Origin of the sequence: Nitratidesulfovibrio sp. HK-II, from assembly GCF_003402415.2 — a bacterium.
Lineage (GTDB): Bacteria > Desulfobacterota > Desulfovibrionia > Desulfovibrionales > Desulfovibrionaceae > Cupidesulfovibrio.
This window is the reverse complement of record NZ_AP036014.1, coordinates 2,811,416-2,826,565: the sequence shown is the minus strand read 5'-3', so window position 1 is coordinate 2,826,565 and position 15,150 is coordinate 2,811,416. Positions and strand designations below refer to the sequence as shown.

14 protein-coding genes are annotated in these 15,150 nt (G+C 66.4%); 3 read left to right on the top strand and 11 right to left on the bottom strand.

The window, feature by feature from the left end:
- Positions 1-4 precede the first annotated feature (4 nt).
- The 11 genes from pyrH to RVX_RS11755 form a co-directional block, all read right to left on the bottom strand.
- Positions 5-721 carry a UMP kinase gene (gene pyrH / locus RVX_RS11805; protein ID WP_007527197.1) on the bottom strand — a complete coding sequence of 239 codons (717 nt, stop codon included), beginning with the start codon at positions 719-721 and terminating at the stop codon, positions 5-7.
- A 113-nt stretch (positions 722-834) separates the two neighbouring features.
- Positions 835-1,635: a glycosyltransferase family 2 protein gene (locus RVX_RS11800; protein ID WP_116306016.1), complete on the bottom strand. Its 801-nt coding sequence runs from the start codon at positions 1,633-1,635 to the stop codon at positions 835-837.
- Positions 1,636-2,108: 473 nt separating this feature from the next.
- Positions 2,109-3,266, bottom strand: a complete 1,158-nt coding sequence (locus tag RVX_RS11795; RefSeq protein ID WP_116306015.1) for a DegT/DnrJ/EryC1/StrS family aminotransferase — start codon at positions 3,264-3,266, stop codon at positions 2,109-2,111.
- Between the two features lie 331 nt (positions 3,267-3,597).
- The gene (gene tsf, locus RVX_RS11790) at positions 3,598-4,200 is read right to left on the bottom strand and encodes a translation elongation factor Ts (RefSeq protein ID WP_015946543.1); all 603 of its coding nucleotides are present in this window, start codon (positions 4,198-4,200) and stop codon (positions 3,598-3,600) included.
- Positions 4,201-4,234: 34 nt separating this feature from the next.
- Positions 4,235-5,038 carry a 30S ribosomal protein S2 gene (gene rpsB, locus RVX_RS11785; protein ID WP_007527205.1) on the bottom strand — a complete coding sequence of 268 codons (804 nt, stop codon included), beginning with the start codon at positions 5,036-5,038 and terminating at the stop codon, positions 4,235-4,237.
- A 258-nt stretch (positions 5,039-5,296) separates the two neighbouring features.
- Complete coding sequence (locus tag RVX_RS11780; RefSeq protein WP_116306014.1) at positions 5,297-6,079, bottom strand: fumarylacetoacetate hydrolase family protein; 783 nt, start codon at positions 6,077-6,079, stop codon at positions 5,297-5,299.
- A 142-nt stretch (positions 6,080-6,221) separates the two neighbouring features.
- Positions 6,222-7,883, bottom strand: coding sequence for a ribonuclease J (locus RVX_RS11775; RefSeq protein WP_116306013.1), 1,662 nt, complete (start codon positions 7,881-7,883; stop codon positions 6,222-6,224).
- Between the two features lie 530 nt (positions 7,884-8,413).
- Positions 8,414-9,310 (bottom strand): 2-hydroxy-3-oxopropionate reductase, encoded by an 897-nt coding sequence (gene garR, locus RVX_RS11770; RefSeq protein ID WP_230404589.1) that lies wholly within the window; start codon positions 9,308-9,310, stop codon positions 8,414-8,416.
- Positions 9,311-9,348: 38 nt separating this feature from the next.
- Positions 9,349-10,140 (bottom strand): hydroxypyruvate isomerase, encoded by a 792-nt coding sequence (gene hyi, locus RVX_RS11765; protein ID WP_116306011.1) that lies wholly within the window; start codon positions 10,138-10,140, stop codon positions 9,349-9,351.
- A gap of 45 nt (positions 10,141-10,185) precedes the next feature.
- Positions 10,186-10,899: a GntR family transcriptional regulator gene (locus tag RVX_RS11760; RefSeq protein ID WP_116306010.1), complete on the bottom strand. Its 714-nt coding sequence runs from the start codon at positions 10,897-10,899 to the stop codon at positions 10,186-10,188.
- A gap of 179 nt (positions 10,900-11,078) precedes the next feature.
- Entirely contained in the window at positions 11,079-13,145 is a 2,067-nt protein-coding gene (locus RVX_RS11755; protein ID WP_116306009.1) for an elongation factor G, read from the bottom strand.
- Positions 13,146-13,845: 700 nt separating this feature from the next.
- Here RVX_RS11755 and RVX_RS11750 point away from each other — a divergent pair.
- The 3 genes from RVX_RS11750 to RVX_RS11740 all read left to right on the top strand — a co-directional run bounded on the left by RVX_RS11750 (position 13,846) and on the right by RVX_RS11740 (position 15,148).
- A complete protein-coding gene (locus tag RVX_RS11750) occupies positions 13,846-14,367 on the top strand; it encodes a hypothetical protein (protein WP_116306008.1) in 522 nt (173 codons plus the stop codon).
- Positions 14,368-14,543: 176 nt separating this feature from the next.
- Positions 14,544-14,807, top strand: a complete 264-nt coding sequence (locus RVX_RS11745; RefSeq protein WP_116306007.1) for a glutaredoxin family protein — start codon at positions 14,544-14,546, stop codon at positions 14,805-14,807.
- A complete protein-coding gene (locus RVX_RS11740; RefSeq protein ID WP_116306006.1) occupies positions 14,804-15,148 on the top strand; it encodes a ferredoxin-thioredoxin reductase catalytic domain-containing protein in 345 nt (114 codons plus the stop codon). The genes RVX_RS11745 and RVX_RS11740 overlap by 4 nt, the downstream gene beginning before the upstream one ends.
- Positions 15,149-15,150: the final 2 nt, after the last annotated feature.

The following is a 15,150-nucleotide window of genomic DNA, read 5'->3' as shown; positions in this document are numbered from 1 at the left end:
GGGGTTAGCCTCCGTGTACGATGGTTCCGACGTCTTCGCCCATGACCACGCGCTTGATGCTGCCCTTGAACATGTTGCAGACGATGATGGGCACATCGTTCTCCATGGCCAGGGTGATGGCCGTGGAGTCCATGACGCCGAGCTTGCGCTGCAACGTTTCCACATAGCCAAGGCTGCGGAACATCACGGCGTCGTCATGCTTCATGGGATCCTTGTCGTAGACGCCGTCGACCTTGGTGGCCTTGATGATGGCCTGGCACTTCAGTTCCATGCCGCGCAGCGCGGCCGCCGTGTCGGTGGTGAAGTAAGGGTTGCCGGTGCCCGCCGCGCAGATGACCACGCGGCCCTTTTCCAGGTGCCTGTCGGCCCGGCGGCGGATGTACGGCTCACAGACTTCCTGCATGGTGATGGCCGAAAGCACCCGCGTGGGGTGGCCGATCTTTTCCAGGGCGTCCTGCACGGCCAGCGCGTTGAGCACCGTGGCCAGCATGCCCATGTAGTCGGCCGATGAGCGGTCCATGCCCTTGGCGGACGAGGAGAGGCCGCGGAAGATGTTGCCGCCGCCGATGACAAGCGCCACCTGCAGGCCCATGTCTACAACCTCGGCGATTTCTTGGCATATCTTCGAAACAGTTTGGGGGTCAATACCGAACTTGTTTTCGCCCGCCAGGGCTTCGCCGCTGAGTTTCAGCAGCACGCGCTTGTAGCGGAGTTCGCTCATGTCCGTCCCTCGGTATGGTGGTTGTATGTTGCGATGTCGTAAAATTGCGTGTGTTCGCCGGGCGGTGGCATGCCTGCCGCAGTGCCCGTCCGCCGTCGCCGCCGTTGCTGCGTCTAGTGATGGTCGAAGGGCGCGCCCCAGTCGCCTTCGCGCACCCGGATGTACTTCAGAAAGGCGTAGAACGCCCCGTGGGCCGCGTTGATGAAGCCCGCGCGCCCGTCCAGAAAGCCCAGCTTGACCACGTACAGCTTCAGGAACCGTGCAAGGCCGTGGGCCGTGGCCACGGCCACGCCGCCCTGGCGGCCCTTGGCGCGCAGGTCGTCCGCGCCCTGCTGGGCGTAGGAGTTGATCTTGTCCAGGTGCTGGCGAAAGCTGTCGTAGGGGTAGTGCAGGATGTCGCCTCGCAGGCGGCCGGTTTCGCCCTTGGGGTGAAACGAGTAGTGCGCGCCCGAGACGTGCACTTCCATCTTCGCGGGGCGGAACAGGCGCAGCAGGTAGTCCGGGTACCAGCCGCTGTGTTTCATGAACCGGTCGAAGTACCACGAGCGGCGGGGCACCCAGTAGCCGGCCCGGCGTGCGTGGGGCGCGTGGCTGCCCTCGCCCCCGCGCACCTGCGCGCGCACGGCGGCCAGCACGCTTTCGCGCAGTTCGGCGGTGCAGATTTCGTCCTGGTCCAGGCTGAACACCCATTCGGTGTCGATGATGGACAGGGCGTGACGGAACTGCGGGCCGGGGCCTTCCCACTTGCGCTGGACCACCTCTGCCCCGGCCGCGCGGGCCATGTCCACGGTGCGGTCGGTGCTGAAGGAATCGACCACCAGGACCTTGTCGCAGAAGGACAGCGAGGCGAGGCACCTGTCGAGCAGGCGTTCGCCGTTGTAGGTGAGCACAAGGCCGGTGATGGCGGGGGGCATGCTGTCCTGCCGGTGGCGGCGGGGTTGAGGTTGGGGGGGGGCAAGCAAGCGAGGGGCCTGCGGCGCGATGGTCAAACGGTCTTTCAGGTCAGCGCAGCCATGCTGCGTTCAGAATCCGCCTTTTTGGGCCGGGCGGCGTTGGCGCGCGTTTTTCGATGCTCAAATACTGAAGTATGTTCCGCTCGAAAAATGCGCGCCGCCTTGCCCGGCCACAAAAAATCGTAATTCCTTGCATCCTGCCCGCACCAGCCACCCGCAGCGGAAGACCGCTGCGGGGTGTAAGGAAGAAAGGCAATTTTTCTACAGCGGAAGGCAAGAAAGGCAGAGAAAAGCGCCTTGGATATTCCACTTCAGGGGGGTGCAGGGGGCTTTGCCCGCTCTGCGATCGTCATCCGTAAGACTCGCGCGTTGCGCTCGTCTAACGGCTGCCGTCCTGCCCGCCGGAGGCTGACAAAAACAGTTGACCGTCAGCGTTACCCCTTGCCGGTGACGATGTCGCGCACGGCCTCGATCACGTCGTCCACGTCCTGCTCGGTGAGCTTGGGCGAAAGCGGCAGCGAGATGGTTTCGCGCCCGTAGGCCACCGCGTTGGGGTAGTCGTCGGGGTTCCAGCCGTAGTTCTTCTGGTAGTAGGGGTGCTCCGGAATGGCCAGGTAGTGCACCCCCACGCCGATCTTGCGGGCGGTCATCATGGGCAGCATGGCGTCGCGCGAGACGCCGCAGCGCGCCTCGTTCACCCGGATGGTGAACAGGTGGTAGGCGTGGCGGGTGTCCGGTTCCGGCGCGGCGGGCAGGCCCACGGGCAGGTCGGCGAAGGCCTGCATGTAGCGCTGCCACACGGCCTCGCGGCGCTTCCAGTATTCTTCCACCCGCTTCAGCTGGTGGATGCCCAGTGCCGCCTGCATGTCCATCATGTTGTACTTGAAGCCGTGATCGACGACGTAATAGTGCTTGTAGCCCGAATCGGAGAAGCGGGCCCAGGCGTCGGCGCTCATGCCGTGCAGGCCCATGATCTTCATGCGGTCGATCTTGGCCTTGTCGCGCGAGAGGATCATGCCGCCCTCGCCGGTGACCACGTTCTTGGTGGCGTAGAAGCTGAAGCAGCCGATGTCGCCGATGTCGCCCGCCTGCTTGCCCTTGTAGGTGGTTTCGATGGCGTGGGCGCAGTCTTCGATGACGGCCAGGTTGTGCCGCCGCGCGATGTCCATGATGGGGTCCATGTCGCAGGCGCGCCCGGCGAAGTGCACCACCAGCAGGGCCTTGGTGCGCGGGGTGATGCGGCGCTCGATGTCGGCCGGGTCGATGTTCTGGGTCAGTGGGTCCACGTCGGCCAGCACCGGGGTGGCCCCGGAGTGGATGATGGCGTTCACCGAGGCGCAGAAGGTCATGGCCGTGGTGATCACCTCGTCGCCCCGTTCAAGGTCGAGGGCGAGGCAGGAAAGCTGCAACGCGGCCGTGCACGAGTTGACGGCGGCGGCGTAGGGCATGCCCTTGTAGGCGGCGAAATCCTTTTCGAACTGGTGCACCTTGGGGCCGGTGCCAATCCACGCCCGCTTCATGCTGTCGAGCACTTCGTCCATTTCCGCCTGTTCGATGAGGGGCTGGCCGAAGACGAGAAAGGTGTCGCGCATGGGTGTTCATTCTCCGGGGGCCGGGCGGCGGGCGCTGTGACCGTCCGCGCGCGGGGCCGGCTTTTCGTGGGGCGCGCGGGGCGCGCCGGGGGGGCGGGACGAAACCCCGTCCCGTGGGGGCCTTGGGGCGGCGGGGCCGCCGGAAGGGCGCGGCGCGCGGGCCGGGGATCACCCGGCCGCGCGGCTGCCGCAGGGGAACATACCCCAAATGGCAGCCCGCGAAAAAGGGGGTCTTGCGACCCCCCTTTCATTCAGTATGCGTGCACGGTCTGCTCCATGCCTGCGGCGGCGCTTTTGCATCCGTGCGGCATGGCGGCGTTCCGTCCTGCGGCTAGGCTTCTTCCGCGCCCAGTTGCATGCGGACGAAGCGGCCGATGGTGACGTTTTCGCCCAGGGTGGCGATGACGTCGTTCAGCAGGTCGCGGATGGTCATCTTGTCGTCGCGGATGTACGGCTGTTCCAGGAGGCAGATCTCCTTGTAGAACTTCTTGATGCCGCCTTCAACGATCTTCTCGATGATGTTCTCGGGCTTGCCTTCTTCACGGGCCTTCTGGCGGTAAACCTCGCGCTCACGCTCGATGATGGCGGGGTCCACGGACTCGGCGTCCACGGCGGCGGGGTTGTTGGCCGCGATCTGCATGGCCACGTTCTTGGCGAATTCCTGGAACTTCTCGTTGCGGGCCACGAAGTCGGTCTCGCACTTCACTTCCACGAGAACGGCGATCTTGCCGGTGGAGTGGATGTAGTTGCCGATGACGCCTTCGGAGGTGGCGCGGCCAGCCTTCTTGGCGGCCTTGGAAAGGCCCTTCTGGCGCAGCCAGTCGACGGCCTTTTCAAGGCTGCCGCCGTTTTCTTCCAGCGCCTTCTTGCAGTCCATCATGCCAGCGCCGGTCTTTTCGCGCAGTTCCTTAACCATCTGGGCGGTAATTGCCATTGTGCGGTCTCCCTGAGATGTCGTGGAGGTCTGGTTACTCGGCGGCAGCTTCGGCGGCGGGAGCGGCTTCGGCGGCGGCTTCAGGAGCGGGCGCGGCCTTGGGCGCGGCGGCCTTCTTCAGCTCTTCCTCGGCGTCCTTGCCCTTGCGTTCCTTGCGCATGGCGTCGCCTTCCAGGCAGGCGTCGGCGATGGCGGCCACGAAGAGCTTGATGGCGCGGATGGCGTCATCGTTGCCGGGAATGACGAAATCGATCAGGTCGGGGTCGCAGTTGGTATCGGTGACCGCCACGATGGGGATGCCGAGCTTGCGGCATTCCTTCACGGCGATGTCTTCGCGGTGCGGGTCCACGATGAAGGCGAGCTGGGGCAGGCGGTCCATTTCCTTGATGCCGCCCAGGGTGGCCAGCAGCTTGTCCATTTCGCGCTGCAGACGAAGGATTTCCTTCTTCTGGTACTTGTTCACGGTACCGTCGGCGAACATGGCTTCGAGCTTCTTCAGGCGGTCGATGCTCTTCTGGATGGTGGTGAAGTTGGTCAGCGTGCCGCCCATCCAGCGGTTGGTCACGTAGAACTGGCCGGCGCGGGCGGCTTCCACGGCCACGGCTTCCTGCGCCTGGCGCTTGGTGCCGATGAAGACCACCTTGCCGCCGTTGACAACGGCGTCCACGACCTTGTCATGGGCGGTGCGGAACAGCTTCACGGTCTGCTGCAGGTCGATGATATGGATGCCGTTGCGGGCGCCGAAGATGAAGGGGCGCATCTTGGGGTTCCAGCGGCGGGTCTGGTGACCGAAGTGCACGCCGGTTTCCAACATCTGCTTCATGGAAACGTAAGCCATTTCAGAACTCCTTGCGGGTTTTTTCTTCCACACCGGCCATGGCCCTTCAACCCGCGCCGCACGTGGCGTGGCGGGCACCCCGGGCCGAAACCGGAGTGTGCTTGGTGTAAAAGGCAGGAATGCATACGCCAGATCGGCGGGGATGGCAAGTGGCCAAGGAGCGGATGGCGGAAATCCGCGCACGGGCCGCTCAGGGAAGGGCGGGCATGCGGCCGGGGCAGGGGGGGGGCGAAGGCCGCCCGGAATGCTCCGGTCGCCTTACTGCAACGGCACCTCGGCGTGCTCATCCCCATCCGGCGCGGCCAGCACCGGGTTGATCAGCAGGCCCACCCGTTCCACCTCCACGCGCACCTCGTCGCCGGGCACGATGGGGCCGACGCCCACGGGGGTGCCGGTAAGGATGAGGTCGCCGGGCAGCAGGGTCATCACGCGCGAAATGGCGCTGACCATCTCGTGCGGGGTGAACAGCATGTCGGCGGTATTGCCCTGCTGGCGCACCTCGCCGTTGACCAGGGTGCGCACGGCCAGGTTGGCGGTGTCGGGCAGGTCGGTCTCTATCCACGGCCCCACGGGGCAGAAGGTGTCGAAGCCCTTGCAGCGGCCGAACAGCCCGTCGCGCCGTTGCAGGTCGCGGGCGGTGACGTCGTTGGCGCAGGTGTAGCCGAAGATGTGCGCGGCCACGGCATCCGGCGGAATGTTGCGGCACTGCCGCCCGACGACGAGCGCCAGTTCGGCCTCGTAGTCCACCCGGCCCACGCCCTGCGGCACCAGAATGGGCTGGCCGCTGCCGATGACGGCGGTGGGGGCCTTCAGGAAGAATACCGGCTCGTCCGGCACGGGAAAGCCGATCTCCGCCGCGTGGTCGCGGTAGTTCATGCCCGCGCAGATGATCTTGGAGGGGGCCACCACCGGCAGGATGGAAAGTTCCGCCAGGGGGATGGGGTCTTTCAGCCCCAGTTGGTGGTTCAGGCACACCACGCCGTCGTCCTGCAACGCGCCAAAGAACACGCTGCCCCTGTATTGCACCCGTACCACGCGCATGTCGCCGCTCCGCTTCGGCGGGCGCTGCCCGCCGCGTTGCATCGTCATTTGCCCGGAATGGGCTGCCGCCCGGCCCGGAAGGGGGCGGTGCGTGAACGCCGCGCCGGGTTTCGCGCCGGTGGGCCGTGCCGCCGGGGGACGGTCAGATGGTGGTCACCACGGGCACCACGATGGGGTCCCGCTCCAGCACCTTGCGGAAAAAACGCCGCAGCGACGAGCGGATGCGGTCCTGCAGCCGTTCGGTCTCGCCGGGGGGGATGTTCTCGAATATGTCCAGCACGATGCACTTGGCGTCTTCAAGCACGTGGTTGTAGTGCTGCTCGAACACGAAGCCCTTGGAAAGCATTTCCGGGCCGTGCAGCACTTCCCACCCCGTCTCGTCCACCACCAGCACCACGATGACCATGCCTTCGCCGCCCAGGATGTGCCGTTCCTTGAGCACGGAATGGCCAACGTCGCCCACGCCCTTGCCGTCCACCAGGATGAACTCCACGGGCACGTGCTCTTCAAAGCGCACGCCTTCTTCGGTGAGGGTGATGGGGTCGCCGTTTTCAAGGATGATGGTGCGTTCTTCCGGTATGCCGCATTCACGGGCCAGCCGACAGTGCTTGACCAGGTGGCGGTATTCGCCGTGCACCGGCACGAAATAGCGGGGCCGCACCGCCTCGATCATGGCGCGCAGCTCGTCGCGGTGGGCGTGGCCGGATGCGTGGATGGAGCGCACCTTGTCGTAGTAAACTTCCGCCCCAAGCCGGTAGAGCTGGTTGATGAGCTTGGTGATGGCGCGCGCGTTGCCGGGGATGAAGCGCGAGGACATGATCATCGTGTCGCCCCGGTGGATGGAAAGCTGTTTGTGCTCGCCCATGATGATGCGCGACAGGGCGGACAGCGGTTCGCCCTGCGAGCCGGTGACCAGCAGCACCAGGTCGCGGTCGGCCATGGGGGGCATGGTCACGGCGTCCAGGATCATGCCCGCCTCGGCCCGCAGAAAGCCGAGGTTGCGCGCGATCTCGATGTTGTTCATCAGGCTGCGGCCGCTGACAACCACCTTGCGCCCGAATTCGCTGGCCAGGTCGAACACTTCCTGGATGCGCTGGATGTGGCTGGAGAACAGCGTGACCACGATGCGCCCTTCCGACTCCTGGAATATCTGGCGGAAGGTGTCCATGATCTCGCGCTCGCCCAGCGATTGGCCGTCGCGCTCGATGTTGGTGGAGTCGGACAGCAGGAGCCGCACGCCCCCTTCGCCGGCGAAATCGCGGAACAGGGCAAGGTCTGTGCCGGGGCCGGACAGGGGGTTGGGGTCGATCTTGAAGTCGCCGGTGTGCACCACCCGGCCCACCGGGGTTTCCACGGCCAGGGCGTACCCTTCGATGATGGAATGGCACACGGGCAGAAAGCGGAATGTCATGTCGCCGAGCACCAGGGGCGCTTCGGGCGAGACGGGCACCAGTTCCACGCGGTCGGCAAGGCCGTGCTCGCGCAGTTTGTGCTCGACGAGGGCCAGGGTGAAGCGCGAACCGTAGATGGGGGCCTTCAGGTGGGTCATCAGCCACGGCAGCGCGCCGATGTGGTCCTCGTGGGCGTGGGTGAGCACGATGCCGCGCACCCGGTGGCGGTTCTGCAAGACGTGATCGAAACGCGGGATGACCACGTCGACGCCGAGGTGGTAGTCTTCCGGGAACATCAGGCCGCAGTCCACCAGGACCATGGAATCGGGCGTGGACCAGATCTGGCAGTTCAGGCCGATCTCTCCGAGGCCGCCGAGGGGGGTAATGGTCAGGTGCGGGGTCTGTTCCGCCATGCGAGGGGCTCCACTCTGGTTGCGCGTCTGGTGCTGGTGCGAGGGGTACGGGTCAGTTCTTCTTGCTACCGCAAAAAGACGGCCCTCACAAGGGGATGCGGCGCGCGCACCGGCCCGTGCCGTTCGGCTGAACAGTCTCGGCGCGGGGGAGGGACGTGCGTGCTACGTGAGGGTGGGCTGGAACGAAGGATGTGAGGTGGCGTCGCAACGCGTCGGGGAATGGGTGGGACTGGGGGCAGGCGGGAGCGGGCGCGGCGGAACGCGAAGACCGCGCCACCTCGAGGGGCGGCGCGGCTGTATGGGGCATGATATTTTCATCTCGGTAGTAAACAGCAAATGTTCAACAATTGAACAACTATTTCCAGATGCGGCGCGGTTCGCAGTGGCAGGACTGGCTGTAACTTGGGATTTTTGTTCATTGGCAAGGAAAACGAGCCTGTCATGAGGGAGTATACTCTTGTTGTATTCGACCGATATGGCAGGCGAAGTTTGACGAAGCCAATGGGCAAAAAGACAAGTTAGAGACAGTCCTATGCGGGCTTGCGGCGCACCTCCACCCCGGCCAGCTTTTCCCAGTGGCGGATCAGCGCGCCGTGGTCGGCATCGCCCAGGCCGTCGGCCATCAGGCCCTGCATCACTTCCATCAACTGCGCGGTCAGCGGCAGGGGGGCGTGCAACTGGTGCGAGGTTTCCAGTACGTTGCCCAGGTCCTTGGCGTGCAGCCGGATGCGGAAGCCGGGGGTGAACTTGCCGTCCATGACCAGCGGGGCCTTGGCGTCCAGCACGGTGCTGCCCGCAAGGCCGCCCCGGATGGCCTGGTAGACCAGGTCCGGGTCCGCCCCGGCGCGGGTGGCCAGCACCAGCGCCTCGGCCATGGCCGCGATGTTGCCCGCCACCACGATCTGGTTGGCCAGCTTGGCCACGTTGCCCGCGCCCACCTCGCCCACGCGCACCACCGAGGCGGCCATGGCCTTGAACACCGGCAGGCAGGCGTCAAAGTCCGCCAGCGCGCCGCCCACCATGACGGACAGGGTGCCGTCGATGGCTTTGGGCTCGCCGCCGCTCACCGGGGCATCCAGCATCCGGATGGACTTTTTGGCCAGTTCCGCCGCGATCTCGCGGCTGGCCAGCGGGGCGATGGAGCTCATGTCCGCCACGATGCAACCGGGGACCGCGCCTTCCGCGATGCCGCCGGGGCCAAGGGCCACCTCGCGCACCTCGGGCGAGTTGGGCAGCATGGTGATGACCATGTCCGAGGCGGCGGCCACGGCGGCGGGGCTTGCCGCAGCCTGCGCGCCTTCGGCGGCCATGGCCCGCAGCTTGTCCCCGTTGCGGGTGTATGCGGTTACGGAGAATCCGGCCTTGAGCAGGTTGCGGCACATGGGCGCGCCCATGATGCCGAGCCCAATGAATCCGATGCGTTGCATGGCGTGCTCCTTTGCGGTGGTCTGTTGCGGGCTGGCGGTCATGCCTGTTGCGCGTAGGGGCGCATCCACTCCAGCGAGGCCAGGGTGTCGGGCGCGGGCACGTATTCCAGCCCTATGTGCCCAGCGTAGCCCAGCCGGTCCAGTTCGGCGAACAGGAAGGGGTAGTTTATCTCGCCGGTGCCGGGCTGGTGGCGGCCCGGCGTGTCCGCGATCTGGATGTGCCCGATGCGCGGCAGATGGGCGCGCAGGGTGGCCGTCAGTTCGCCCTCCTCGCGCTGGGCATGGTAGACGTCGTACTGCAGCAGCACGTTGGGGCGGTCCACCTCGTCCAGCAGGCGCAGCACCTGCGCGGTGGAGTGCAGGAAGAAGCCGGGAATGTCCTTGCGGTTGATGAATTCCACCAGCAGGGTCAGCCCGGCCTCGGCCAGCCGGTCCGCCGCGAAGCGCACGTTGGTGACCAGCGTGGCCCACGCGGCCTGCGCGGCGGTGGGGTCGTTGCTAGGCACCTTGCCCGCAAGGCAGTTCAGCCGGGGCACGCCAAGGGCCTTGGCGTAGCCGACGGCGCGGTCCACCCCGGCGCGGAATTCCGCCTCGCGCCCCGGCAGGGCGGCTATGCCCCGTTCACCGGCGGCCCAGTCGCCCGAGGGCAGGTTGAACAGCACCTGGGTTTGGCCGTTGTCGCGCAGCAGGGCGGCCAGGGTTTCCGGGGCGTGGGCATAGGGGAACAGGTATTCCACCGCATCAAAGCCCGCCGACCGAGCGGCGGCGAAGCGTTCGACGAACGGCAGTTCGGTGAACAGCATGGTCAGGTTGGCGGCGAATCTGGGCATGGGCGCTCCTCTTGTGGGGTGCGTTGGGCGGTGGCGGAGGGGATGTCAGTCAACGCTGGGCGGCGCGGGCTGCTGCAGCGCCTGGCGCAACGCCTCCAGCGATGGCGCGATGTGGCGGTGCATGGCCGCGCCGCTGGCCGCCGGGTCGCCCCGGCGCAGCGCTTCGATGACGGCGAGGTGGTCGGGCACGGTGTCTTCCCACGGGCGGGGGGTGCCGTGCAGGTAGGCGGCAGCCAGCGTGTTCACCGGGTCCATGGCGGCGCGCAGGAACGGGTTGCCGGAAAGCTCAGCCAGCCGCCGGTGAAAGGCCCGGTCGCGCTCAACGTAGGTCTGGTGCGCCTCCGGCGTGTCCGGCAGGCTGGCCATGGCCCGCCATTCGTCGGCCATGCGCTCCGCCTCGTCCGGGGTGATGCGCGTGGCGGCCAGTTCCGCCGCCAGCGGCTCCAGGCGTGCGCGCAGTTCGAACAGCTGCACCAGTTCCAGCGTGGAAAGTTCGCGCACCCGGAACCCCCGACGGGGAATGGCCCGCAGCAGCCCGTCCTGCGCCAGCCGCTTCAGGGCGTTGACCAGCGGGGTGCGGCTGACGCCAAGCCGCCCGGCCAGCGCTTCCTGCGCCACGCGCTGGCCGGGGGCCAGCACGCCGTCGGCGATCATGGCCCGGATGCGCTCGTAAATCTTTTCGTCGAGGTTCTCGTGCCGGATGGCGGCAAGGCTGCCGTCGTCGGGCGCGGTGTCAGGGACGGTGGGGGAAAGCTTCATGAGCCGACCCTAGCCGGTGGCAGGATGCCGGTCAACAATTTTGCATGCAGAATGCAAAACGATGAAGGGGCCGCGGCCAACTTCAAAACCGCAAGCGCCGCCCCCGGAACCCCGGGGGCGGCGCAGTCGTTCGCAACCGTCAGCACTCGTCTTCGCTCAACCGGCAGCGCCGGATTCGGCTACTCCTCGCCGCGCTCCTTCCTGTAGTCGGCGATGACCTTTTCGGCCACCGGCGGCGGCGCTTCCTCGTAGTGGTCGAATTCCATGGTGAACACGCCCTGCCCGCCTGTCATGGAGCGCAGGTCGGGCGCGTAGCGCAGCACTTCGCTCATGGGGACGTGGGCCTTGATTTCGGTGATGCCCACCTGCGAATCGGACCCCAGCACCTTGCCGCGCCGCGACGACAAATCGCCGATGACGTCGCCCATGTACTCGTCGGGCACGGATACGGACAGCAGCACGATGGGTTCGAGCAGGGTGGGCTTCATCAGTTCCATGGCCTTCTTGAAGGCCAGCGACCCAGCGATCTTGAACGCCATTTCCGACGAGTCCACCGTGTGGTAGCTGCCGTCGTACAGCTTCACCTTGAAGTCCACCACCGGGCACCCGGCAAGGTAGCCGCGCGCGGCGGCCTCTTGCACGCCCTTGTCCACGGCCGGGATGTACTGGCGGGGAATGGAGCCGCCCACCACCGCATCCTCGAACACGTAGCCCGAGCCGCGTGACAGCCCTTCCATCTCTATCCAGCAGTCGCCGAACTGGCCGCGCCCGCCGGACTGCTTCTTGTGCCGCCCCTGCACCTGCGCCTTGCCGCGCACCGTTTCACGGTAGGGCACCTTGGGCGTCTTGAGCAGGATTTCGGTCTTGTAGCGGCGCTTGGCCTTTTCAACGGAAAGTTCGATGTGCAGCTGGCCCATGCCGGAAAGCAGGATGTCGCTGGTTTCCTCGTCGCGGGCAAGCTTGAGGGTGATGTCCTCGTCCAGCAGCTTGTGCACGGCGGTGAACACCTTGTCTTCGTCGCCCTTTTCCTTGGGCGCGAGGGCGTAGGTGATCAGTTGCGGCGGCGTGGCGGGTTTGGGCAGCACGAAGGGGTTCTTTTCGTCGCACAGGGTGTCGCCGGTGCGGGTGCCCTTCAGCTTGGCCACGGCCACCACCGCGCCGGGACCCAGCACGTCCTTGCACGGGGCCTGGGTCTTGCCGGTAAGGTACAGCAGCGAGCCAAGGCGTTCCGGCTCGCCGGTGGTCATGTTCTTCAGGGTGGATTCGGTGGAGACGGTACCCGAAAGCACCCGGATAAGGCTGAGCTGCCCGGCGAAAGGGTCTGCCAGGGTCTTGAACACGAAACAGGCGGCGGGGGCGTCGGGGCTGCTGGCCCGTTCCTTGCCGTCGGCGTCGAGCCACGCGGGCCGTTGCAGGGGCGAGGGCAACAGACGGTCGATGGTGTCGAGCAACTGCGCGCCGCCCTTGTTTTCCATGGCCGCCCCGGCCACCACGGGCACCAGATCCCCGGCCAGCACGCCCTTTTGCAGGCCCATGGCCATTTCCTCGGGGGTCAGCTCGCCCTCTTCGAGGTATTTTTCCATCAGGGTTTCGTCTGATTCGGCGATGTTCTCGATGGTGGTCTCGCGCAGGGCGGACACGGCGTCGGCCATGTCGGCGGGGATGTCGCCCTCGGTCACCTTGCCGTCGTCGCCGAAGAACAGGGCCTTGCCCGCCAGCACGTCCACCAGGCCCTTGAAGCTCGCCTGCTGGCCGATGGGCATGTACAGCAGCACCGGGCGCATGCCGAGGATGGCGGAAAGCCCGGAGAACGCCATGTCGAAGTCGGCCCGGTCGCGGTCCACCTTGTTGATGAACACGGCGGCGGGCAACCCGGCCGCCCGCACCGACTGCCACAGCTTGCGGGTGAGCGGGCGCACCCCGTCCACCGCGTCGATGACGAAAACGGCGGCATCGACGCCCGAAAGCAGGTAACCGATGTCGCCGATGAAGTTGTTGTCGCCGGGAATGTCCAGCAGGAAGTGGCGGGAACCGTTGCGCTGCAAGGTGGCCAGGGCGGGCTGGATGGAGCCGCGCCGCTTGGTCTCCTCTGGCTCGAAGTCGAGGGCGGTGGTGCCCTCCTCGATTTTGCCGAGGCGGCCGACCACGCCCGCCTGATACAGCAGCATTTCGGCGAGCGAGGTCTTACCGCAACCTCCGGTTCCTACAAGAGCATAGGTTCTTTGGGTCTCCAACGCCTTGGACATAATCCGTCTCCCTTGTTCCTGATGGTTGTGGAGATGAAATCCCTGCCGGGCAGGGCGCAGTGTCCATGAATGCGTGATGCCGCCAACAAAACCGTGTTCCGTGCGTGCTTCCTCGTGCGGGGCGTCGTCCCAGTGGCGTGGTGCGTCTGCGCCGTTCGTGCGGCATGTGTCTGGCGGTGCGCGGTGCGGCGGGTGGTTTCGCCGCTGCCTGGGGCGTTGCGTTGCCCCGTGTGCTCCGTGCCTTGCCGTGGCTGTCGTGCCTGCCGCAGTTGGGCGGGTGCGCTGTGCGCTGTAGGGCGTATTCCCCCGTGTCGTGTGGCGTATCGTCCGGTTTCAGGGCGGCGCGATGCGGGTTGAGGTTTGCGAAGGCGCGTTACCGGTCCGTAACCGTCCCGCGCGGGAATCGTGACTGTGCCGGATGCGCCGCCGGGCCTTGCCGATGGCTTTCCAGTTACGTAAGTCATAGGAAGACGTTAAGAAAGATGTCAAGGCCAAACTGGCCGTCGCCCTGGCGTTCCGCGCCCCGCAACGGTTTGCGGGGGTGCCCCTTCATCGGGGGGCGGATGGGCGGTGGCCTGGCGGGGTACCGGAGGGCACGCCGCATCGGCGGATACGTGCGGGACAGGCCCGGCTGTCGCGGCCCGGTCCGCCGCTTGGGCGCACTTGCGCAAGGCACGCCTTTCGCGGCATGGAGTGAAGCATGATACGCGGTTTGATTCTGGGCGGCCTGTTCGTCCTGCTGCTCTACCTGCTGTTGCGCTACGTGTGGCGAACCCGCCCGGAAAGCCCGCGCGAAGTGCTGCGCGAGGAACTTTCGCGGCGGCGGGCCGTGGGCGAAAGCGCCACGGGCATGGCCGAGCGGTTGCGCGACGTGGCCCGCGAACGGCTGCGCCCGGTGGCGGCCGCCCTGGCCGAAATGCGCGAGGAACTGCCGGAGGACCAGCGCTTTGACGTGCAGGACGACGGCGACACCCTGACCGTGCAGGCCGGGGAGCGCACCATCGTGGTCACCCACAACGCGCTCACCGTGCTGCTGGGCGAAGGGCCCGACGCGGACCATGCGGGCCGCGAGGGGGGGCGACGCCCCCTGCGGGACGAGCGCTACGGCATCCGCGTGGACGGAGCCCTCGAGGAACATGCCGACCTTGCCGGAACGGTGCGCCGTCTGGCCTCGCTCATCGCCGACGCGGTGGCGGGGCGGCCCGGCGCGGCAGCCGGGTAGGCACCGGCTGGCGTATCCGGCGGGGCCTGGCGCGGCGTGGCCCCGCGCCCTTTCCCGCGTGCCCCTTCCTGCACGTCAAGGACGCCCGCCGGATTGTCAGGCTGGGGCGCTGCTGCTAGGGTGCGACGACGGCACGCGACATCACACGTCCTACACGACCGAGCGAGGTATGCATCATGGCCGACGATTCCGGTGAAGTGAAACTGTTCGCCCTGTCCACCTGCGTACACTGCAAGAACACCAAGCAGTACCTCGAAGAACATGGCGTGGACTACAAGTGCGTGTTCGTGGACCAGTTGGAAGGCGACGAGCGCAAGGCGGTGCTGGAGGAAATCCGCGCCCACAACCCCAAGCTGTCGTTCCCCACGCTGGTTTGCGGCAATGGCCGCGTCATCGTGGGCTTTCACAAGGAAGACATCAAGGAGGCCCTGGATCTATGAGCGGACCCGCCACCGCCCAGTCGTTGTACGACATGCTGCGCAAGATTCAGGAACCCAAGGGCTACTTCTTCAACAAGGACATGGACATGACCATGCCTCTGCTGGAAAGCCTGCTGGTGAACAGGCAGCGCTACGGCTACATGGCCTGCCCCTGCCGCCTGGCCCTTGGCGAATTCGAGAAGGACCGCGACATCGTCTGTCCCTGCGTGTACCGCGAGGACGACGTGAAGGAATTCGGAGCCTGCTTCTGTGGGTTGTATGTCTCGCAGGCCTGGAACGAAGACGAGATTCCCCATGACGTCGTGCCGGAGAGACGGCCGCCGGAGAAGCTTTTCGGGTAGCG

Coding starts and splice junctions, on each gene's coding strand:
- pyrH (WP_007527197.1), bottom strand. CDS start 721: ATGAGCGAACTCCGCTACAAGCGCGTGCTGCTGAAACTCAGCGGCGAA.
- RVX_RS11800 (WP_116306016.1), bottom strand. CDS start 1,635: ATGCCCCCCGCCATCACCGGCCTTGTGCTCACCTACAACGGCGAACGC.
- RVX_RS11795 (WP_116306015.1), bottom strand. CDS start 3,266: ATGCGCGACACCTTTCTCGTCTTCGGCCAGCCCCTCATCGAACAGGCG.
- tsf (WP_015946543.1), bottom strand. CDS start 4,200: ATGGCAATTACCGCCCAGATGGTTAAGGAACTGCGCGAAAAGACCGGC.
- rpsB (WP_007527205.1), bottom strand. CDS start 5,038: ATGGCTTACGTTTCCATGAAGCAGATGTTGGAAACCGGCGTGCACTTC.
- RVX_RS11780 (WP_116306014.1), bottom strand. CDS start 6,079: ATGCGCGTGGTACGGGTGCAATACAGGGGCAGCGTGTTCTTTGGCGCG.
- RVX_RS11775 (WP_116306013.1), bottom strand. CDS start 7,883: ATGGCGGAACAGACCCCGCACCTGACCATTACCCCCCTCGGCGGCCTC.
- garR (WP_230404589.1), bottom strand. CDS start 9,310: ATGCAACGCATCGGATTCATTGGGCTCGGCATCATGGGCGCGCCCATG.
- hyi (WP_116306011.1), bottom strand. CDS start 10,140: ATGCCCAGATTCGCCGCCAACCTGACCATGCTGTTCACCGAACTGCCG.
- RVX_RS11760 (WP_116306010.1), bottom strand. CDS start 10,899: ATGAAGCTTTCCCCCACCGTCCCTGACACCGCGCCCGACGACGGCAGC.
- RVX_RS11755 (WP_116306009.1), bottom strand. CDS start 13,145: ATGTCCAAGGCGTTGGAGACCCAAAGAACCTATGCTCTTGTAGGAACC.
- RVX_RS11750 (WP_116306008.1), top strand. CDS start 13,846: ATGATACGCGGTTTGATTCTGGGCGGCCTGTTCGTCCTGCTGCTCTAC.
- RVX_RS11745 (WP_116306007.1), top strand. CDS start 14,544: ATGGCCGACGATTCCGGTGAAGTGAAACTGTTCGCCCTGTCCACCTGC.
- RVX_RS11740 (WP_116306006.1), top strand. CDS start 14,804: ATGAGCGGACCCGCCACCGCCCAGTCGTTGTACGACATGCTGCGCAAG.